The organism is Azospirillum sp. (genome assembly GCF_035628975.1).
Taxonomy (GTDB): Bacteria; Pseudomonadota; Alphaproteobacteria; order Azospirillales; family Azospirillaceae; genus Azospirillum.
In genome coordinates this window covers 22013-42571 of the sequence record NZ_DASPIS010000143.1, presented here as the reverse complement: position 1 = coordinate 42571, position 20559 = coordinate 22013, and the positions used below count along the sequence as shown (strand labels likewise).

General features: G+C 68.2%; 14 protein-coding genes. 5 read left to right on the top strand and 9 right to left on the bottom strand.

Going from position 1 to position 20559, the window contains the following annotated elements:
• Positions 1–119: 119 nt before the first annotated feature.
• Both VD964_RS29320 and VD964_RS29315 read right to left on the bottom strand, forming a co-directional pair.
• Entirely contained in the window at positions 120–2321 is a 2202-nt protein-coding gene (locus tag VD964_RS29320; protein ID WP_324871957.1) for a helicase-related protein, read from the bottom strand.
• Positions 2318–3139 (bottom strand): RNA methyltransferase, encoded by an 822-nt coding sequence (locus tag VD964_RS29315; RefSeq protein WP_324871956.1) that lies wholly within the window; start codon positions 3137–3139, stop codon positions 2318–2320. Before VD964_RS29315 ends, VD964_RS29320 begins: the two co-directional genes overlap by 4 nt.
• A gap of 176 nt (positions 3140–3315) precedes the next feature.
• Between VD964_RS29315 and VD964_RS29310 the strand changes: the two genes are divergently transcribed.
• Complete coding sequence (locus VD964_RS29310; RefSeq protein ID WP_324871955.1) at positions 3316–4398, top strand: patatin-like phospholipase family protein; 1083 nt, start codon at positions 3316–3318, stop codon at positions 4396–4398.
• 3 nt (positions 4399–4401) lie between these two features.
• Here the strand turns inward: VD964_RS29310 and VD964_RS29305 are convergent, their stop codons facing one another.
• Positions 4402–7527, bottom strand: coding sequence for an efflux RND transporter permease subunit (locus VD964_RS29305; RefSeq protein ID WP_324871954.1), 3126 nt, complete (start codon positions 7525–7527; stop codon positions 4402–4404).
• Positions 7528–7542: 15 nt separating this feature from the next.
• Positions 7543–8769 carry an efflux RND transporter periplasmic adaptor subunit gene (locus VD964_RS29300; protein WP_324871953.1) on the bottom strand — a complete coding sequence of 409 codons (1227 nt, stop codon included), beginning with the start codon at positions 8767–8769 and terminating at the stop codon, positions 7543–7545.
• A gap of 360 nt (positions 8770–9129) precedes the next feature.
• On the opposite strand from VD964_RS29300, the gene VD964_RS29295 reads away from it, so the two are divergent.
• The gene (locus VD964_RS29295) at positions 9130–10200 is read left to right on the top strand and encodes a lytic transglycosylase domain-containing protein (RefSeq protein ID WP_324871952.1); all 1071 of its coding nucleotides are present in this window, start codon (positions 9130–9132) and stop codon (positions 10198–10200) included.
• 430 nt (positions 10201–10630) lie between these two features.
• On the opposite strand, the gene VD964_RS29290 is transcribed toward VD964_RS29295, so the two are convergent.
• The 4 genes from VD964_RS29290 to VD964_RS29275 form a co-directional block, all read right to left on the bottom strand.
• On the bottom strand, positions 10631–11857 hold the full coding sequence (locus tag VD964_RS29290; protein WP_324871951.1) for a glycosyltransferase family protein: 1227 nt from the start codon (positions 11855–11857) through the stop codon (positions 10631–10633).
• Between the two features lie 4 nt (positions 11858–11861).
• Complete coding sequence (locus tag VD964_RS29285; protein ID WP_324871977.1) at positions 11862–13439, bottom strand: glycosyltransferase; 1578 nt, start codon at positions 13437–13439, stop codon at positions 11862–11864.
• A 119-nt stretch (positions 13440–13558) separates the two neighbouring features.
• Entirely contained in the window at positions 13559–15127 is a 1569-nt protein-coding gene (guaA, locus tag VD964_RS29280) for a glutamine-hydrolyzing GMP synthase (protein WP_324871950.1), read from the bottom strand.
• Between the two features lie 37 nt (positions 15128–15164).
• Positions 15165–15743, bottom strand: coding sequence for a GNAT family N-acetyltransferase (locus VD964_RS29275; RefSeq protein WP_324871949.1), 579 nt, complete (start codon positions 15741–15743; stop codon positions 15165–15167).
• A 272-nt stretch (positions 15744–16015) separates the two neighbouring features.
• On the opposite strand from VD964_RS29275, the gene lptG reads away from it, so the two are divergent.
• The 3 genes from lptG to pdxA all read left to right on the top strand — a co-directional run bounded on the left by lptG (position 16016) and on the right by pdxA (position 19781).
• Positions 16016–17110, top strand: a complete 1095-nt coding sequence (gene lptG / locus VD964_RS29270; RefSeq protein ID WP_324871947.1) for an LPS export ABC transporter permease LptG — start codon at positions 16016–16018, stop codon at positions 17108–17110.
• A 185-nt stretch (positions 17111–17295) separates the two neighbouring features.
• Positions 17296–18756: a peptidylprolyl isomerase gene (locus VD964_RS29265; protein WP_324871946.1), complete on the top strand. Its 1461-nt coding sequence runs from the start codon at positions 17296–17298 to the stop codon at positions 18754–18756.
• Positions 18753–19781: a 4-hydroxythreonine-4-phosphate dehydrogenase PdxA gene (gene pdxA, locus VD964_RS29260; protein WP_324871945.1), complete on the top strand. Its 1029-nt coding sequence runs from the start codon at positions 18753–18755 to the stop codon at positions 19779–19781. The genes VD964_RS29265 and pdxA overlap by 4 nt, the downstream gene beginning before the upstream one ends.
• 73 nt (positions 19782–19854) lie before the next feature.
• On the opposite strand, the gene VD964_RS29255 is transcribed toward pdxA, so the two are convergent.
• Entirely contained in the window at positions 19855–20502 is a 648-nt protein-coding gene (locus VD964_RS29255; RefSeq protein ID WP_206692521.1) for an NYN domain-containing protein, read from the bottom strand.
• Between the last annotated feature and the right edge of the window lie 57 nt (positions 20503–20559).

Sequence of the window (20559 nt, the reverse complement as noted above, 5' to 3'; positions counted from 1 at the left end):
CATCTATCGATATGGGGGCACTGCCGGAGCAGGTCCAGTTCAGAACAGCGGGAAGGTCACTTCGTTCGCAGTGCAGCAGTGCCATGCGGACGAATTCTGCCGGGAACCAATCGCGCCCCTCACCGTCGGCGCGGACCGAAGCGCTTGCGCGGGGCGCCGCGGAAGCCGGCGGCGGGCGGCGGTTCGCGGCGGCGGGCGCGGGAGGCGAGGGCTTCCGACAGGCGTTGCCCGATGGCGTCGCGGGCGCTGCGCACGCGGTCGCGGTCCGGCAGGGCATCGGGGAATTTGCGGGACGCCCAGAAATAGAGGTCGCAGGTCCGGGACGCCGCTTCCAGCACATCGGCGGTCAGCCCATCGAGCCGGGCCGGGATCAGGCGCGCGAGCGGCAGGCTTTCCCCCGCCTCCACCGCGTCGAGGATGGCGGCGAAGACCTTGGCGTCCTCCGGCTCCTCCAGATCGGCGGGGGCGAGCAGCAACTCCAGCTTGGCAGTCAAGGTCAGCCGTCGGGCGTCCAGCATCGGCGCTGCGCGGCGCAGGGCGGACAGATCGGCCAGCCGGAAGGGGGAGCCGGCAGTAGCCGCGGTGCCGAAGCATTCCACCAGCAGGCGCGTCTCGTCGCTGTCGATGTGGGACGCGAGGCGGGCCAGCATGGCGCGGGTCGGGCGGACGGGCAGGGGGGCTTCGGCGCGCAGGCGGCGGTCGGGCGCCTCCAGCAGGCGTTTCAGGGTGGCGGGGGTGCCGCGGGCGATGACGCCGAAATGTCCCTCCTCGAACTGGCCGAAGCGCCCGGCGCGGCCGGCGATCTGCTTCACCTCCGTCGCGGTCAGCGGGCGGACGGCGCTGCCGTCGAACTTCTCCAGTGCGGTGAACAGCACGCGGCGGCAGGGCAGGTTGAGACCCATGCCGATGGCATCCGTCGCCACCACCACGTCGGCCTCGCCGGAGAGGAAACGCGCCGCTTCGCGCCGCCGCACCGCCGGGGCCAGCGCGCCATAGATGGCCGCGACCGACAGGCCCTGCGCCAGCAGCGTGTCGCGGACGCTGTGCACCTCGCGGCGTGAGAAGGCGATCAGGGCGTCGCCGCGTTCCACCTCCGCCCACTCCAGCCGGCGGTCGAGCATCGACAGCGGGGTCTTGCGGTCGAGTTCCACCACCTCCAGAGCTTCGCCGAGATGGGCGGCGGCGCGCTCCACCAGCGGGCGTACCTCCGGTGCGCCGAGGATGTAGACGGTCTCCGCCGGTACACCCATCAGCGCGGCGGTCCAGGCCCAGCCGCGCGCCGGATCGGCAAGCATCTGGATCTCGTCGATCACCGCGACTTCCACCGGGCGGTCGGGGTCCATCACCTCGATGGTGGAGGCGGTGTGGCGGGCGCCGGGGGTGCGGATCTCCTCCTCGCCGGTGACGAGCGTGGTCGGGGTGCCCTCGGCGTTCAGCCGCTCCATTACCTCCAGAGCCAGCAGGCGCAGCGGCGCGAGATAGACGCCGTCGCGCGCCTCGCGGAGCGCGGTGATGGCGCGGTGGGTCTTGCCGGAATTGGTCGGGCCGATCACCAGCACCAGCCGGCGGTTCATGCCGCGCGCCACCGGGAAAAGCCGCTCGAAGCGGGAGAAGTCAAAATGGCGGTCGACATAGGCCCGGCCGCGCGCCTCCGCCCGGTCGCGGCGCCACTGGTCGTACTCGCGGTCCCAGCGGTCGAGTAGCTCGTCGGCATCGGTGCGGTTGCGGGCGGCCTTGCCCAACCGGTCGGCGAGGCTGGCGAATCCCCAGTCGGGATCGTCGCCGGCCCGCTGCGCCAGATCGCGCAGCCGGGCGGCGACGCGGGATAGCGCGTCGTCCAAGGCGGCGCGCAATGCCGGGTCATGGTCGAGCCGCGCCGACAGTTCGGCATCGGACAGGTCCGACAGGTCCAGCGCGTTGAAGGTCCGCGACACCTGCAGCCGGATCGCCGGGGACAGGCCGGGCCAGGGCAGCTCGTCGCCGCGCACGGCGCGGACACGGGTGCGGTCTTCGCAGGACAGCAACGCGGTATGGCTGCCGGCGAGCGCGCGGCGCCCCTGGGCCAGCAGCGCGTCGCGCCGGTGGGCGCGGTCGATGCGGCCGGTGATCTCCAGCAGGATGGCCTCGCGCCGCTCCGCCGGGACCAGCAGGTCGCGCTTTCCCTTGGGCAGCGGCAGGCCGAGCGGCACCAGTCCGCGGGCCTCGGCGTCAGGCATCCGCAGCACGCCGGCGGCGCCCAGCGTCGTCACCTCCGGATGGGCGACGGCGAGGTCGTGGACCAGATGCGGGTCGGCCGGCAGCTTGGGAATCTCGTCGGTCATTGGGCCTGTCCGGAGGCGATATGGTGCAGCACGATGCCGCTGGTGGTCGCCACGTTGAGCGAATCGAAGCTGCCCGCCATCGGAATGCGCACACTGCGGGCGCGGGCAAGCAATGCCGGCGGCAGGCCCGGCCCCTCCGACCCGAACAGCAGGGCGGCGCGGTGGGGTGGCGCCAGAGCGGCCAGCGTCTCGGCGCCGGCGGGGCTCAGCGCCACCGCCTCCAAGCCGAAGCGGTCGAGCAGGGCGAGCGGGTCCTCATCGGCGGCGAGCTTCGCGGTCGGTACCAGCAGGGTCGCCCCGACCGACACGCGAATCGCCTTGCGATAGAGTGGGTCGCAGCAGCCGGGATCGAGGATCACCGCGTCGGCGCCGAAAGCGGCGGCATTGCGGAAGATGCCGCCCATGTTGTCGTGATTGCCGATGCCAAACAGCATCACCACGCGGGCAACCGGGCCGCAGGCGGCCAGCAAATCAGCCGCGGTGGGCACTTCGGTCTTCTCCCCCAACGCCAGGATGCCGCGATGCAGGGGAAAACCGGCGATGCGGTCGAGCACGGGCTGGGTTGCGGTGTAGACGGGTGTGCCGACGGGCAGGGCCGCCAGCATCGGCTGCAGCGCTTCCATCCGCTTGTCGGCGATCAGCAGCGAGCGGGCGCGGTAGCGTGTGGACTGCACGAGACTGCGCACCACCACCGCGCCTTCGGCGATGAACAGCCCGTCACGGCCGACGAGATCGCGTTCGCGCACGTCGCGGTAGGGTTCGATGCGCGGATCCTCGGGGTCGGTGATGGGGATGACTTGGTACGGAGGGGTGGGCAAAGGGGGCACTCGGCAACTGGGGTGTGTGCCTACTTAGTGCATATGGAGGCGGCTTTCCAATGCCGGGGCGGATAGAGCGGTGCCAATCCTCCCCTTCCGTGGGCATACCCCCTTGCCGATGCTCAAGGTCCTGCTCATGTTGCGATGCAGCATAGCTGAGCGAGGACGTGCCGACCATGACCATGATCCGCAAGCTGTGGAACCGCGTTTGCGGCAAGCCCGCGACCAGCCGGCAGGTCACGCCGGCGGAGCCGCTGGAGCTGTCGGGGCCAGGGTCCATGCTGGCCCTGCCGCCGCCGAAGCCCACGCTGGCGCTGGCGTTGCAGGGCGGCGGGGCGCATGGGGCCTTCACCTGGGGCGTGCTCGACCGGCTGCTGGAGGAGGATATCCGGCTGGTCGGCGTCAGCGGCGCCAGCGCCGGGGCGATGAACGCGGCGATGCTGGTGCAGGGCTGGGCGCGGGGCGGATGCGCAGGCGCGCGGGCGGAACTGGCCAATTTCTGGGAGCGGGTGAGTGCCGCCGGCCGGCTGGGGCCGATCCGGCCCAGCGTGACCGACCGGCTGCTCGGCCGCTGGAACGTCGACCATGCGCCGGGATCGCATCTGGTGGATTGGGCGAAGCGCTGGATCACCCCCTATCAGACGCAGTCGGCGGATTTCCACCCCCTGCGCGGGCTGCTGGCCGAGATGGTGGAGCCGGAGCTGATCCGGCGGAGCGGCCTGCGGCTGTTCGTCAGCGCCACCAATGTGCGCAGCGGTGCCCTGCGCCTGTTCGACGAGACGGAGGTCGAAGTCGATCATCTGCTGGCATCGGCCTGCCTGCCACACCTGTTCCGCGCGGTGCGGATCGACGGGCAGGATTACTGGGACGGCGGCTATCTCGCCAATCCGCCGCTGTCGCCGCTGGCGGGGGCCTGTCCCGGCGCCGACCTGCTGGTGGTTGCGATCAATCCCCTCACCTGCGCCACCACCCCGGAGGATCCGGCCGGCATCGCCGCCCGCCTGAACCAGATCACCTTCAACGCCGCCCTGCTGCAGGAACTGCGCGGCCTGTCCGCACGCACCGATGCCCCGCGCCTGCACCTGATCGATGCCGACGAGCATCTTCAGGATCTGGGCGTCTATTCCAAGCTGATGACCGACTGGACCTTCCTGAACTGGCTGCGCGACGCCGGGCGCGAGGCCGCGGGCCGCTGGGTGGAGCAGAATCTGGGCCGCGTCGGCGTGGAAAGCTCCGCCCGGTCGCCGGCCCTCGTCTGACGCTCACTCCGCCGGGTGCTGCTGCGCGTCGGGATTGGTGTGGGCGAACCAGCGCTTCATCCGGCGCGACAGGGTGTCGAGATAGGTCAGCGCCACCGGCACCACCAGCAGTGTCAGGATGGTGGAGGACAACAGGCCGCCGATCACCGCATGGGCCATCGGGGCACGCTGCTGCGCGCCCTCGCCGATGCCGAGCGCCAGCGGGATCATGCCGAAGATCATCGCGGCGGTTGTCATCACGATGGGACGCAGGCGGATGATCCCGGCCTCCACCAGCGCGTCGTGCAGGTCGGCGCCGCGCTTGCGCGCCTGGTTGGCGAAATCGACCAGCAGGATGGCGTTCTTGGTCACCAGACCCATCAGCATGATGAAGCCGATGGCGCTGAAGATGTTCAGCGTCGATCCCGCCACCAGAAGCCCCAGGAACACGCCGACCAGCGACAGGGGTAGCGAGGCCATGATGGCGAGCGGCTGCAGGAAGCTGCCGAACTGCGACGCCAGGATCAGGTAGATCAGGATGACGGCAAGCGCCAGCGCCTGTGCCGCGTAGCTGCTGGTCTCCGCGATGTCCTTGGTGGAACCGCCGAAGACGATGCGGTAGCCGGGCGGCAACTCGATCTTCGCCAATGCCGCCTGCAGCTCTCGCCCGGCGTCGCCGGCGGCACGGCCCTGGGCGTTGGCCTGGACATTCACCTCGCGCTGCAGGTCGCGACGGTTGATCTGCGAAGCGCCGAGCGTCGTCACCACCTCCGCCACCTGGGACAGCGGGATCATGCGCGGTGTGCCGTTGGCGTCTTTCCCACCGGAGAAATAGATGCGGTCGAGGTCGGCGCGGCCGGCGCGGTCGCCTTCGGGCAAGCGGACCAGCACGTCGTAGCTCTCGCCGTCCTGCGCCTTCCAACTCGACACCGTGTCGCCGGCGAACAGCGGGCGCAGGGTGTCGGCCACCTTGGCGGTGCCGATGCCGAGGTCGCTGGCGATATCGCGCTCCAGCCGCACGGCCAACGTCGGCTTGGCCGCCTTCAGGGTGCTGTCGACATCGACGAAGCCGGGGATGGCGCGCATGGCGCCGATGACCGTCTGCGACAGCCGGTCCAGCTCGGCGATGTCGCGGCCCTGCACCGAGACCTGGATCTGTTTCTGCACACCGCCGACGCCGGGAATGGCGATGCCGATGGTGACGCCGGGGATCGCCGACAGCCGTTCGCGCAGCAACGGGGCGAGATCGTTGGGAGACCGCTTGCGCTGCTCGATCGGGGTGTATCGCAGATAGATGCTGCCGCGGTTGTGGCCGAAGGACACGCCGGTGTTGACGGTGCTGTAGGTGTAGGCGATCTCCGGGAATTCGCGAATCGCCGCCTCGACTTGGCGGGTCTTCGCCGTGGTGGTAGCGAGCGAGGAGCCGACGGGGGTCTCCACCTCCACGATCTGCTCGCCGAGGTCGGCAGCCGGCACGAACTCCACGCCGATGCGCGGCACCAGCAGGAAGCTGCCGAAGAAGATCGCCAGCGCCACGATCGCCACCAGCAAGCGGCGGCGCAGGCCCCAGCGCAGCAGCCGGCCATAACCGTGCGAGACGGCATTGAACCCGCGCTCGAACCAAGCCGCGAAGCGGCCGAAGAGGGAGCGGCCATGTTTGCCGTGCGCCGCCGGGTCGTACCACACGCTGGACAGCATGGGATCGAGTGTGAAGGACACGAACAGCGAGATCAGCACAGCCGCCGAGACGGTGATGCCGAATTGCAGGAAGAAGCGGCCGATGATGCCGCCCATGAAGGCGACCGGCAGGAACACCGCGACGATGGTCAGCGTCGTCGCCAGCACCGCCAGCCCGATCTCCGCCGTGCCGTCGAGTGCCGCCTGCCGGTGGCCCTGGCCGCGGGCGAGGTGGCGCATGATGTTCTCGCGCACCACGATGGCGTCGTCGATCAGGATGCCGATGGCGAGCGACAGCGCCATCAGCGTCATCATGTTCAGCGTGAAGCCCATCGCCGCCAGCATGCCGAAGGTGCCCAGCACGGCGACCGGCAGGGTCAGCGCGGTGATGACCGTGCTGCGCCAGGACCCGAGGAACACCATGACGATCAGGATCGTCAGGATGCCGCCCTCGACCAGGGTCTTCTGCACGTTGCTGAGCGAGTTGGTGATCCCGCGGGAGCTGTCGCGCACCACCGCCAGCGTCACGTCGGGCGGCAGCGAGCCGTTGGTGCGCAGATCCTGGATCGCCGCATGCAGGCCGCGCGCGACCTCGACCGTGTTGGCGCCCTGGACCTTCACCACATCGACCGCCAGCGCCGGGTTGCCGTTCAGCATGGCGGCGGAGTCCTGCTCCTCCTGCCCGTCGATCACCTCGGCGACCTGACCGAGACGAACGGGGCTGTCGCCGCGGCGGGCGACGATCAGGTCCAGCAGGTCGCGCGGGTTGCGCACGCGCCCTTCCACCTGGATCACGCGCTCCCGTCCCTGGCCGGTGACGGTTCCGGCGGGCACGTCCTGGTTCTCGCCGGTGACGGTGGCGATCACCTCGTCGACGCCGATGGTCAGGGCCTCCAGCTTCTCCGGCTTCAGGCGGACCAGGATCTGGCGTTTCACCCCGCCGGCGATGGTGGCCTTGCCGACGCCGCGGACATTCTGCAGGCGCTTCAGGATGATCTGGTCGGTCAGCGTGGTCAGGTCGCGCAAGGACCGCAGGTCCGATGTCACCGCGATGGACAGGATCGGCTGGTCGTCCGGGTTGAAGCGGGTGATCTGCGGGTCCTTCACCTCGTCCCGGAAGGTGGCGCGGATGGCCGAGACCTTTTCGCGCACGTCCTGCAGCGCCTGAACCGAGGAGGTCTTCAGGTCGAACTCCGCGATCACCACCGACTGGCCCTCGTAGGATTGGGAGGTCAGCGTCTTGATGCCGGCGATGGTGTTGATCGCATCCTCGACCGGGCGGGTGATGTCGGTCTCCACTGTCTCCGGGCTGGCGCCGGGATAGCTGGTGCTGACCACCACCACCGGGAAATCGACGTCGGGAAACAGGTCGACGCCCAGCCGATTGTAGGAGAAAAGGCCGAGCACCATCAGCGCCACCATCATCATGGTGGCGAAGACCGGATTGTCGACGCTGATGCGGGTGATCGGCATGGGGCTGTCCGGTCCTCAGGAGCCGGTGGCCGTGCCGACGACAGCGACGGCGCGGCCGGCGGTCAGGCCGGGCAGGTTGCCGGTGACGACCCGGTCGCCCGGCGCCAGCCCCTCCACCTGCACCAGATCGCCGCGCGCCCATTGCGCGACCCGCGTTACCGGGCGGCGCACGGTGCGGCCGTCGGCGATCACCAGAACGAACTCTCCCTCGTCGTCATGGCGGATGGAGACCGGCGGCACCGCGATTGCGCCCGCCGCCTCCGCCACCAGAACCTCGCCGCTGGCGAACATGCCGCCGCGAAGCGCACCGTCCCTGTTGTCGACCGTCACATAGACCGGGACGGCGCGCGATCCCGCCCGCGTCATCGGATTGATACGGACGACGCGGCCGGCGAACTCCCGCTCTCCAAAACCCTCCACCCGCAGCCGGGCCGTCTGGCCGACTGCGAGCCTCGCCACTTGTTCCGCCGGGACGGTCGCCTCCACCTCGACCCGCGACAGGTCGACGATGGTGAACATCGCGGCATTTACCGCCAGATTTTCACCCGGATTGACCGAGCGGGTGGCGACCATCCCGTCGATCGGGCTGACCACCACCGCGTCGCGCAGGGCCTTGCGCGCCAGCTCCACCTGGGCGGCCAGCGCGTCCACCTGCGCCCGCTGGAAACCGAAGCTGCTTTCCGCCTGATCCAGGCTGGTGTCGGAGACGATGTTGTTGCGGTTCAGCGTGCGGTTCTTGGCCAGCGTCTTTTCAGCCAGGACCAGCTGGGCACGGGCGCCCTCCAGATTGGCCTGCTTCTCGTTCAGGCGGGCTGCAAGTTCCACGGTCTCGAAGCGCGCCAGCACCTCGCCGCGGCGCACCGCCTGCCCCTCGCGCACCGGCACCTCGGCCAGCCTGGCCGCCACCTCCGCCTTGACCGCCGACTGCTCCATCGGAGAGACGGAGCCGCTGAGGCGGACGGTCTCGGTCAGCGCGCGTGGGGCGACGGCCGTCACCTCCAGCGCCGACAGTTCCACGGGACGCCCGCCGGCGGGCACGGGCGGGGCGGCGGGTGTCGCTGCCGGGCCCTGGGCCCGCCACAGCGCCAGCCCACCGACAGCCACCAGCAGGACGACGAGCCAGCCGAGCCAGCGGAAGCGCCGCGGGCGGGGCGGGGGAAGGGCATCGTCTTGCGGTGAAGGTCGTTGCGGCTTGAGCGGCTGAGGGGGCGGGGGAACTGTCCGTTGCGGGGCGGTCATCATGCTCGATCCAGTTCGGCCGTGCCTGCGCGGTCTTCGTTGTCGGCGCCGGCAATATCGGAGCGGGTTGAGGGCGCGGCCGTCGCCCTCCATTAAGGGTGGCGCCGATGTTCCGTCAAGGTTCCCATTGTCGCGGCTTGTGACGGAACTGTCCTGTTCGAAGGGACAGCGAACATAGGCATACAGACATTTGCCGAAAATCCTAGTTGCCCACTCCAGAACAAGGGATCAATAGGGCTTTTTTGGGGCATCTTCGGGACAGGATTCGGAAAACGGTCGCGTTGTCGCTTGACAGGCGTGGGCTATACATTGAAAAGCGAGCCATCTCTTGTCCTGCCGCGCCAACAGCACGGAAATCCCCTCGTGGTCAAACTGAACCTTGCGACGATCAACGCCGCCGGAGCTATGCTGTGCCTCGCGCTCGGCCTTGCCGGCTGTGCCACCGAAGCGCCGCAGGTGCAGACGGCACCTCCTGTCGAAGCAGTCTACGTCCCCGACCCGAACGATCCGCTTTCGCGCTGGGTCCCGCTGATCCGCGAGGCGTCCCAGCGCTACGATATGCCGGAGAAATGGATCCGCGCGGTGATGATGCGGGAGAGCAACGGCCGCGCCACCAACCGCAACGGCAAGGTTCTGACCAGCTCCGCCGGGGCCATCGGCCTGATGCAGGTGATGCCCGGCACCTATGAGCTGATGCGGGCGCAATATGGCCTCGGTTCCGATCCGTCCGATCCGCGCGACAACATCATGGCCGGCACCGCCTATCTGCGCGAGATGTACGACCTGTTCGGCGCGCCGGGATTCCTTGCCGCCTACAATTGCGGACCGGGCTGCTATGCCCAGCATCTGGCCGGCAAGCAGCGCCTGCCGCGCGAGACCAAGCTGTATCTGGCCGCGCTGACCCCTGTGCTGCGCGGCTCCGCCCCCCGTGAGCCGTCGCTGGCGACCGGCGCCGGCGCCATCGAAATCGCGGTGGTGCCGGACGACGCGCCGAAGCCGCACGGCGGGCAGCCAGCGGTCCCGGCTCCGCAGCTGTCCGAACCGCCGCCCGTCGTGGTCGCATCCGCCGAGGTTCCGCCCTCCCGCGCGGTCGAGCCGCGCCGGATGGAACCGCGCCCGGCCGAACAGAAGGCTGCGGAGCCGGTTGCGGCTCCGGTCCCGGCGGCTGCGCCGGTCGTCGTCGCGTCGCTGCCGCAACCGGCCGCCGCACCCGCCATGCCGGTCCAGGTCGCCAGTGCCGAGCCGCGCCCGGCCTCGTCGACTCACCGTGTCAGCCCGCAATTCACCACCCAAGTCGCCGAAGCCCTGCTGCCTCCGCAATCGGTCGGCAAGGGGGAGCGCGTGGTGATGCGCTTCGTCTCGCAGCGGGCAGACGGCTGCGGCAGCCTCGCCGGCCGCGACCGCGCATGTGTGGCGTTGGCGGACGCACAGTAACGGGGACGGACATAGCAAGGGCGGGCGTGCAGCCCCGTCCTGCGGTCAGGAGAGGGCGGATCGCGCATGCGATTCCGCCCTCAACCTTGAGCGGAACATTTTTTTTGCCCTCTTGCGGTCGGATTTGATCCGCATCACTTACGGGTCGCCTCGTCACTGGCATAACGGTGTGATGGACCGGTCCGAACACACATCCAGCCCATATCCACCTTGCAGCTGCTGCGGGGAAGAGGTTCTGCTCGGCGAGCCCATGTACTGGACGCCGGAGCGGCCGGGACATGTCTGGCACGATCTCTGCGCCCAAAGGGAGGGGCTGCTTCCGGCCAGCCCAAAGCCTGTCCGCGGCAGGCGGCGCGGCATGAAGCCGGGCACCCGGTCACAGGCCGCCGAGCCGCTGTTCTGAAGTGGGCCTGCGTGACAGGATTTTTGCTCAGGTTTGCAAGCGCGCGATGATCCTCGGCAAAATGCCGGTGAGAGCCAGAGATTCGTATGCCCAGTTCAGATGGGCCTCGCGCAGTTTCTCACGGTGGCCGGGATCGCTTGCCAGCTTTTCAAGGACCCGTACCGCGTCGAATTCTTCGGTGAAGGTAAGGTCCTGCTCATACGGGCCGAAAAGTTGCGCGGCATCTGTGTGCCGCCAGCCGACCAGCAGCCCATTCCGTTTGATGATCTCCAGTGTTCTGGGAAAGACCGCGGTGTCATAGGCGAGACTGCCGAAATCCAGGCAGGCGGCTGCCGTGCCGTAAGCGTTCCTCAGAGCCGAGGACACGGGGCCTGCATCGATACCAAGGCGCTCCCAGCCATTGCCCCAGAGGGTGAATGTCTCCCCGAAGGCGTGGCGGAGGGCGGTGGCAAATCTGCGGCGGTTCTCCACCGCAAATGCAATGGTGAAGGCCCGGTTGAAACGGAGTGTCCAGCCCGGATCCGCAGACCGCTCGGCCAATCCGCACAGATCCATCGCCTGAATCCGATTCAACTCCGGCCTTTCCATCATGATGCCGGCAACGGACGCGGCTGCGGTGGAGATTGCCGGGTCGGAGAGCTCGGGTCCGGTCGGGATGTGGTCCGGCCAGCCTTGTCCCAGATAGAGGAAGCGGTTCCGGACCAGAGCCTCGCCTTCTGCGGCATCGGCCTCACCCCTCATGGCCGCATAGGGGTGGCGGACCAGTTCCGTATCGTTCAGAGACATCCAGCGCTTGTAGAGATCGGATGTGCCGTCCGCCGATCGTGCGATGTAGATCCAGCGATGGACGCCGAGCGGCTCGTAAAATACGCGCGACAAACCCATCCGGTTCGCCTGCTGCGCCGCCGCCGGACACATGCACCACATGAAGACATTCTGCCGATCCATCCACTGATCGGCTTCCCTGACCTCCTCCACCGTTTGGGCGCCGATCTCCTCGACCGGGTGGTTCAGGCAGAGGTGGACCACCGCGGGCCGCTTGCCGAAGCTTGCGACATACGCCAGCAGCATCTCGATGGTGTCGCGCGGAATCTGGAAGAGGTTCAGTACGAACAGGGCATCGATGGGACGATCGATGATGTCCTGCGAGATGTCCGGCAGGGCCAGCACCGATTCATGACCAAGGTCGATCAGTGCAGCATGGGTTGACCACAGGACTTCGGAGGTGCCGTGGCCACACAGGAGGAAACGCACTGGTTCAGCTCCTCAGCCGGTACAGGTCGACCGCCTCGTTCATGTAGACGGGGAGTTGGGTCGGGTCGGACTCTTCCTGCTTCACCGTGGCGAAGCGATTGCGTGCGTCTTCGCGGCTTCTTGACAGCAGGGCAGGGTCGACGGCCAGCGCAACCGCGCGTTCAAGGAAGCTGTCACTGTCGCCCACGACGAACCCAGGCCCGGCGATGCTTGCCACGTCGCCGCTGTCGAAGGCTAGGATCGGCAGCCCGGATGCCAGCGCATGGGCCGCACTGCCGCCACCGCCGGTGCGGCGGGGATTGAGGAAGAGGTCGCACAGAGGTAGGAGCGCGCCGATGCGCTCGACATGGCCGAGGTAACGGAGCCGCGCCGCGTGACGCGAGGCGGCGAGACGCCTGGGCAGCGTATCGACGGTTCCGGCGAACAGAACCTCGCCCTGCGGGACCGCATCCAGCACACGTTCCAGCAGGGCGATGAACGCGGCATCAACCTCCGCGTCCAGCCGGTTGCCGACGACCACGAACAGGAAGGAACCGTCCGCCGCACCGAATTCCGACCGCGTCGCTGCACCGTCTTCCTGTCGCAGTGCCATGCCCAGCCGGAATGGCCGCCAGGAGCGGGACAGTCGCCCCTCGCCCGGAGGAGCCGTCCTGCCGCCGTAGTCCAGAACGATGTCGGCGAGCGAGATGGTCTGGCCGGTGGTTGTCGGAATGCACAGCAGCGGCCGTGCGGAGGCCAGCAGATCGGCGACGATCACCGATCCTCCGAAGGCGATCACCAGATCGGGGTCGAACTCCTCCACCGCGGAGAAAAAGCCGTTGAGCTTCTCGGCGGTGATGCCGCGCGCGGTGGAGGACAGGAGACGGCCGGTGTCGTTGCCGAACCGGATCGTCCGATCGCCGGACAGACTCTCTTCCACTGCGGCGGCGAAGGGCGGGATGAAGGGGCTGTAATAGCGGTCCGGCATCATATTGGTGTTCAGCGCCAGGACCGTGCGGCCCAGGTCCCGCTGCAACCGGACCATCTGGGTCAGCAGGTCGCGCGACGGTTGGTGCTGGTCGGACAGGAACTGGTTGGTGACCATGACGACCCGGCCGGTCGCCGGTTTGCCCGCCGGTCTCGCTGCCGGTGCCAGCCCCAGGCGAAGGGACATCTGCTTCAGGAAGCGCTCGTAGAACGGCAACACCCGCCCGGCCACGAAGTCCGGGACGGACCCCATGTCCATGCGCATCAGGAACAACTGGCGCTGCATACTCCAGTAGATCTGGTTGATGCCCTCCAGCGGCGCCAGATCGAGCACATTGTCCAGCATATCGAGAATGCGCAGGTACCGGCGCAAATCGCCCGAAACATAGGCCAGCGCCGATTCACGGAGGATGGGGTCCAGATCGGCCGTCGCACGGTCCAGTGCCGCCATCGCCTCCACGTCGCTGCCGAGGCCGGCGGCACGCGCGGTTTCGCAGGCTTCGGAGATGTCCCTCAGCGCTTCACCGGTTCCGGCCGGCCCGCGCAGGCGGGCGATCAGTTCGCTCAGGATGGCGGTGTGTAAACCGGGCTCTTCCATCTGGCGCTCCTTGGACATGCGCACCGAAGCGTCGGCTTGGCGGGCAAAGGCGGCACCGGCCGACCTGCGGCACCGCCCGGACAGCATGACGGCCCGGCGGGTGGATCCGCCGGGCCGGTGTCAGTGCCTTACCCGCCTTATTCCCACTCGATCGTGCCGGGCGGCTTCGACGTGATGTCGTAGACCACGCGGTTGACGCCGCGGACTTCGTTGACGATGCGGTTGGACACGCGCGCCAGGAAGTCGTGGGGGAAGGGATACCAGTCGGCGGTCATGCCGTCGGTGGAGGTCACGGCGCGCAGAGCCAGCACATGGTCGTAGGTGCGGCCGTCGCCCATCACGCCGACGGTGCGGACCGGCAGCAGCACGGCGAAAGCCTGCCAGATCGCGTCATAGAGGCCGGCGTTGCGGATTTCCTCAAGATAGACGGTGTCGGCCTTGCGCAGGATCTCCAGCTTCTCCGGGGTGATCTCGCCGGGGACGCGGATGGCGAGGCCCGGGCCGGGGAAGGGGTGGCGGCCGATGAAGGCCGGCGGCAGGCCGAGTTCGCGGCCCAGAGCGCGCACCTCGTCCTTGAACAGTTCGCGCAGCGGCTCCACCAGCTTCAGCTTCATCCGCTCCGGCAGGCCGCCCACATTGTGGTGCGACTTGATGGTGACCGACGGGCCGCCGGTGAAGGACACGCTCTCGATCACGTCGGGATAGAGGGTGCCCTGTGCCAGGAACTCCGCACCGCCGATCTTGGCGCTCTCCTCGTCGAAGACGTCGATGAACAGGCCGCCGATGATCTTGCGCTTCTGCTCCGGGTCGGTGACGCCTGCCAGCTTGCCCAGGAACAGGTCGGACGCTTCGCGGTGGACCAGCGGGATGTTGTAGTGATCGCGGAACAGCCGCACGACCTCTTCCGACTCGCCGGCGCGCATCAGGCCGGTGTCGACGAAGATGCAGGTCAGCTGGTCGCCGATGGCCTCGTGGATCAGCACGGCCGCGACCGACGAATCGACGCCGCCCGACAGGCCGCAGATCACCTTGCCGGTGCCGACCTGGGCGCGGATCTTCTCGATGGCCTGCTGCTTGAAGGCGGCCATGGTCCAGTCGCCCTTGATGCCGGCGACGCGGTGGACGAAGTTCGCCAGCAGCTGGGCGCCGTGCGGGGTGTGGACCACCTCCGGGTGGAACTGCACGCCGTACATGCGGCGCTGGTCGTCGGCGATGGCGGCGAAGGGCGCGCCGTCGCTGACCGCCACGGCGCGGAAGCCGTCGGGCAGCGCCGTGACGCGGTCGCCGTGGCTCATCCACACCTGCTCCTTCGACCCGATTTCCCACAGGCCGTCGAACAGGGCGCAGGGCTCCTTGATCTCGATGAAGGCGCGGCCGAACTCGCGATGGTCGGAACCGGAGACGTTGCCGCCCAGCTGGTGGCACATCGTCTGCTGGCCATAGCAGATGCCGAGCACCGGCACCTTCAGGTCGAACACCGCCTGCGGCGCCCGCGGGCCGTTCGCCTCGGTGACGGAGGCCGGGCTGCCGGACAGGATGATCGCCTTCGGGTCATACTCGCGGATACGCTCGTCGCTCATGCCGAAGGGGTGGATCTCGCAATAGACACCGCTCTCGCGCACGCGGCGGGCGATGAGCTGGGTGACCTGCGACCCGAAATCGAGAATGAGGACGCGTTCGGCGGAAAGGGAAGCGGCGCTGGACATCGGCGAATCCTGATGCGTGGGGACTCAAGTCCCCTCACTACCGCACCTCCGGCCCCGCCGACAAGCGTGCAAGCGGCGTCAGGTCGCGCCAGCCATAGGCGATTTCCACCAGATCGGTGTCGGCGAAGCGGATCGGCCGTTCCGCCACCTTGATCCCGCCCAGCCGCTCGTAGAACCAGCGCGACGGGTTGTCGCGCAGGCACCACACCGCGGCGGAGCGGATACCTGCGGCCAGGAAGCGGTCCGCCATCGCCGCCATCAGCCGCCGCCCGATGCCGTAACCCTTTGCGTCGTCAAGAAGATAGAGCGCATGGAACTCCCCCGCATGGCCCTGCACCGCGACCCGCCGCGTGCCGAAGGAGGCGATGCCGATGATGGTACCGGGTGCCGCGATCAGGCCGGCGACGTCCACCGCGACGAAGGCACCCTGGCCGGGGCCGCGCGTTTCGGCGATGGCTGCCCAGCGTTGCGCGGCGGGCGGTTCGGAAAGGTTGACCAGGAACTGCGCCGGGATCAGGCCCGGATAGGTGGACCGCCAGCTCTGCACATGGACGCGGGCCATGCCGGCGGCGTCCGTTGCGCGTGCCTGGCGGATTGCGACCGTGGTGTCCGTCATCGACCGACCCTCCCGTGCAGCATCTGTATCAACAGTTTGGATTGCCGATGCAGGAAGTCCAGCCGGAAAAGGAGGCAGGAAATTGACGCTGCAGATGCAGCCCTGCGGTGGTTGTCGTCCCCGCCCAGTTGTCATCGCTGTGCAACGGGGGTAAACAGCCGGAACCTGTTCCGGCGGGTGCCGCGCCCGACCCCATCGGCCGCGGTGGCCCGCCAGTCCGTCCCAAGCGCCATGCCGGCGCACCGGGCGGGGCTCCGGAGACCGGACACCGCATGTATTCCTCGCCTACGCTTTCCCGTTACATCGGGCGGCAGTTCATCGTCTGGTTCTGCCTGCTGATGGTGATCCTGCTCGCCATCGTGCTGCTGCTCGATACGGTCGAACTGCTGCGCCGTGCCGGCAGCAAGCCCAACGTCACCTTCGGGCTGGTGATCCAGATGGCTCTGCTGAAGCTGCCTGAGATCGGCCAGCAGATCTTTCCCTTCGTCATCCTGTTCGCGGGCATGTTCACCTTCTGGCGGCTGACCCGCAGCGCCGAACTGGTGGTGGCGCGCGCGGTCGGCGTGTCGGCCTGGCAGTTCCTGATGCCGGTGATGTTCGCCGCCGCCGCCATCGGCGTGGTGAAGGTGACGCTGATCAACCCGGTCGGCGCGGTGTTCGTCGCAAAGTACGAACAGCTGCAGGACCGATACCTCAAGCTTCAGTCCAGCACGCTGAACATCTCCCGATCCGGCCTGTGGCTGCGCCAGACCAACGAGAAGGAGCAGTTCTTCATCCATTCGGAACTGGTGAACCCGGTGACCTTCGAGCTGTCGAACGTCATCGTCTTCCTGTTCGATGCCGACCAGACCTATCTGGGCCGCATCGATGCCCACAGCGCCGTCCTGAGGGACCGCAAGTGGGAATTGCAGGACGCCATCCTGAATCGGGCCAAGAAGGATCCGGAACTGCTGGACACCTACACCATCCCGACCGAACTGGACATGACGACCATCGAGGAGAGCTTCGCCCCGCCGGAGACGATCTCCTTCTGGGAGCTGCCGCGCTTCATCCACACGCTGGAGACCACCGGTTTCCCCGCCGTGCGCCACCGGCTGCATTACCAGTCGCTGCTCGCCCAGCCCTTCCTGTTCCTGGCGATGGTGCTGTTCGCCGCTGCCTTCTCGCTGCGGCTGCCGCGGCGGGGCGGGACGATGGCGATGGTCACCGGCGGGGTGCTGACCGGCTTCGTGCTGTTCGTGATGACCGACGTGGTGCGCACCTTCGGCATGTCGGAAACGATCCCCATCGTCATGGCTGCCTGGAGTCCGGCCGGAATCAGCCTGCTGCTGGGCACCGCGGCGCTGCTGCATCTGGAGGATGGCTGAGACGCGGGTCCATGGATCCCATGCCGGGAAGGGTGGGTCCATTCGCCGCAAAGCGCGGGATTATCCCTGTCGGTCATAATTCCGCCCCGTTGGTTTTGCACTGAAAGGGCGAGGTCCGATTCCGTTTGCATGGGGCACCGGCCCCACCGTAATAACGGGCGACCCGTTTTTGGAGCTTGAGCACCATGTCGAGTTTGCGAGCCGTCCGGACCACCGTCGCCGTGGCGACCGCCTGCGCGCTTCTGGCCCTGCCCGCTGCGGCGCAGTCCAGCAAGGCCGCCGCCGGCGCCGCGGCGCCGAGGACGGGCGACGATTCCGCCCGCCCGGCACGGGCGCCGGGGGCGGAGGGCATCGCCGCGGTCGTGAACGACGAGGTGGTCTCGGTCTCCGACGTCAATGCCCGCATCCGCATGGCCCTGCTGAATGCCGGCACCGCCGGCAACGCCGACACGATCCAGCGCCTGACGCCGCAGGTCATGCGCCTGCTGATCGACGAGCGGCTGCAGATGCAGGAGGCCAAGCGCCTTGGCATCACCGTTTCGCCCGCCGAGATCGACGAGGCGATCAAACGCATCGCCGAACAGAACCGCCTGAACGGCCAGCAGCTTCAGGACATGCTGAAGCGGCAGAACGTGCCCGTGTCCACCCTGAAGGACCAGATCCGCTCGCTGCTGGCCTGGCAGAAGGTGATGCAGCGCCGCATCCGCCAGGAGGTCGTCGTCGGCGAGGACGAGATCGACGCGGCGATGGAGCGGCTGAAGGCCAACATCGGCAAGCCCGAATATCTGGTCGCCGAGATCTTCCTGGCGGTGGACAGCCCCGACCAGGACGACGAGGTGCGCCGCAACGCCGAGCGTCTGGTGGAGGAGGTGAAGCGCGGCGGCAACTTCGCGGCGCTGGCCCGCCAGTTCTCGCAGTCCGCCGGTGCCGCGTCGGGCGGCGATCTCGGCTGGGTGCGCAGCGGCGAACTGTCGCCGGAAGTCGACAAGGCGCTGTCCGGCATGCGCGGCGGCCAGCTTTCGACGCCCATCCGCACGGCCACCGGCTATCACATCCTGCTGGTGCGTGGCCAGCGGCCGTTCGGCAGCAGCGGCGGCGAGGTGCCGATGCCCGCCGCCCAGCCGGCGGCCCCCCGTCCGCAGCCTCGGCCCGACGTGGCCAAGGCGACGGTTAACATGAAGCAGATCATCATCCCGATCGAATCCAAGGAACAGGCCAAGGCCGTCAAGGAACAGGCGGAAAAGCTGCGGAAGTCGATCAAGAGCTGCGCCGATTTCCAGGCCCGCGCCAAGGAAACCGGCATGCCGGAATCCGGCGACATGGGCACCATGCGCGTCAAGGACATGGCGCCCGGCCTGCAGAACCTCGCCCTCGGCATCCCGCTGGGTCAGGCCAGCCCGGTCCTGATGAGCCAGGCCGCCGCGGTGATCCTGATCGTCTGCAAGCGCGACGTGCCGATGATCCAGCCGCCGCCGGAAGCCCAGCCCGCCCCGCCGCCGCCGCCCGCGCCGACTCCGATCCAGGAGGCCAAGCTGCCGGGCCGCGAGGAGGTGGAGCGCGACCTTATCAGCGAGCGGGCCGAACTGCTGTCGCGCCGGTACCTGCGCGATCTGCGCCGCACCGCCTTCATCGAGACGCGCCTGTGACGGCCGCCCTGCCGGATAGCCTGCCGCTGGCCCTCACCATGGGTGAGCCGGCAGGCGTCGGCGGGGACATCACCCTGAAGGCCTGGGCGGCACGCCATGAAGCGGCGGTGCCGCCCTTCGTCGTCCTGGACGATCCCGACCGGCTGAGCGCGCTGGCGGCGAAGCTGGGAACGGCCGTACCGGTCCGGGAGATCGCAGACCCCGGCGACGCGGTGGCGCTGTTCGACCAAGCCTTGCCGGTCCTGCCGGTGCGCCTCGGCAACCCGGTTGTCGCCGGCACTCCCGACCCGGCGAACGGTGCCGCGGTGATCGCCAGCATCGACCGCGCGGTCGCCCTGGTGCAGGCGGGGCAGGCGGCAGCCGTGGTCACCAACCCCATTCAGAAATCATCGCTCTATGCCGCCGGCTTCCGCCATCCCGGCCATACCGAATATCTCGCGCATCTTGCCGGCCTGACCGAGGAGCCGATCATGATGCTGGCCGCCGCCGACCTGCGGGTGGTGCCCGTCACCATCCATGTGTCGGTGCGCGACGCGGTCGATCTGCTGACCACGGACGCTATCGTCCATGCGGGCCGCATCACCGCGGCGGCGCTTGCGCGCGATTTCGGCATCGTGCGGCCGCGGCTGGCGGTGGCCGGCCTCAATCCCCATGCGGGGGAGGGTGGGGCGATGGGCCGCGAGGAGATCGACGTCATCGCGCCTGCCATCGCGGCGTTGCGCGCCGACGGCATCGACGTGTCCGGTCCGCGTCCGCCCGACACCATGTTCCACGCCGCCGCCCGCCGAAGCTATGACGCCGCATTGTGCATGTACCACGATCAGGCGTTGATTCCGGTGAAGACGGTGGATTTCGACAGCGGCGTGAACATCACGCTGGGCCTGACCTTCGTCCGCACCTCGCCCGACCACGGGACGGCGCTGGACATCGCCGGAACCGGGGCGGCGAACGCGACGAGCCTGATCGCGGCGCTGAAAACCGCGGAGGAAATGGTGCGGAACCGGCAGCGGCCGGCCGCCCTCTGAGCACACTCTACTCCCGCAAACGGAAAAGGAGCGCCGGTGCGCTCCTTTTTTCATGCCGTTTTCGGTATCCGTATCAGCCGCGGTCGTCCGGATCGTACATCGTCGGACCGCTCTGGTGGTCGTGGTGCGAGGGCGCCTGTTCGCGGTGATGATGGGTGCGGGCGATGAACGGCGCCAACTCCTGCAGTTCGATGAAGTTGTCGGCCTGACGGCGCAGTTCGTCGGCAACCATCGGCGGTTGCGAGCGCACCGTGCTGACGACGCTGAAGCGCACGCCCTTGCGCTGCACCGCCTCCACCAGCCGGCGGAAATCGCCGTCGCCGGAGAAGAGCAGGATATGATCGACATGGTCGGCCATCTCCATCACGTCGATGGCCAGCTCGATATCCATGTTGCCCTTGATCTTGCGCCGGCCGGAGGCGTCGGTGAACTCCTTGGTCGGCTTGGTCACCATGGTGTAGCCGTTGTAGTCGAGCCAGTCGACCAGCGGACGAATCGGGGAATACTCCTGATCCTCGACGAGAGCGGTGTAGTAGAAGGCGCGCACGAGTCGGCCTTCCCCGGCAAAGCCGTCACGCAACCGCTTGTAATCAATGTCAAACCCCAATGATCGCGCGGCGGCATAAAGGTTCGCGCCGTCTATGAAAAGAGCGAGGCGCTCTTCCTTGTAAAACAACTTGCTGACATCACGCGGCAAAGTCGAGTTGCGCTCCAATGCCATAATCCTTTCATCGCTGATTGTAGAAAATTGACGGAACTTGCGCAAAAAGCTCGCGTT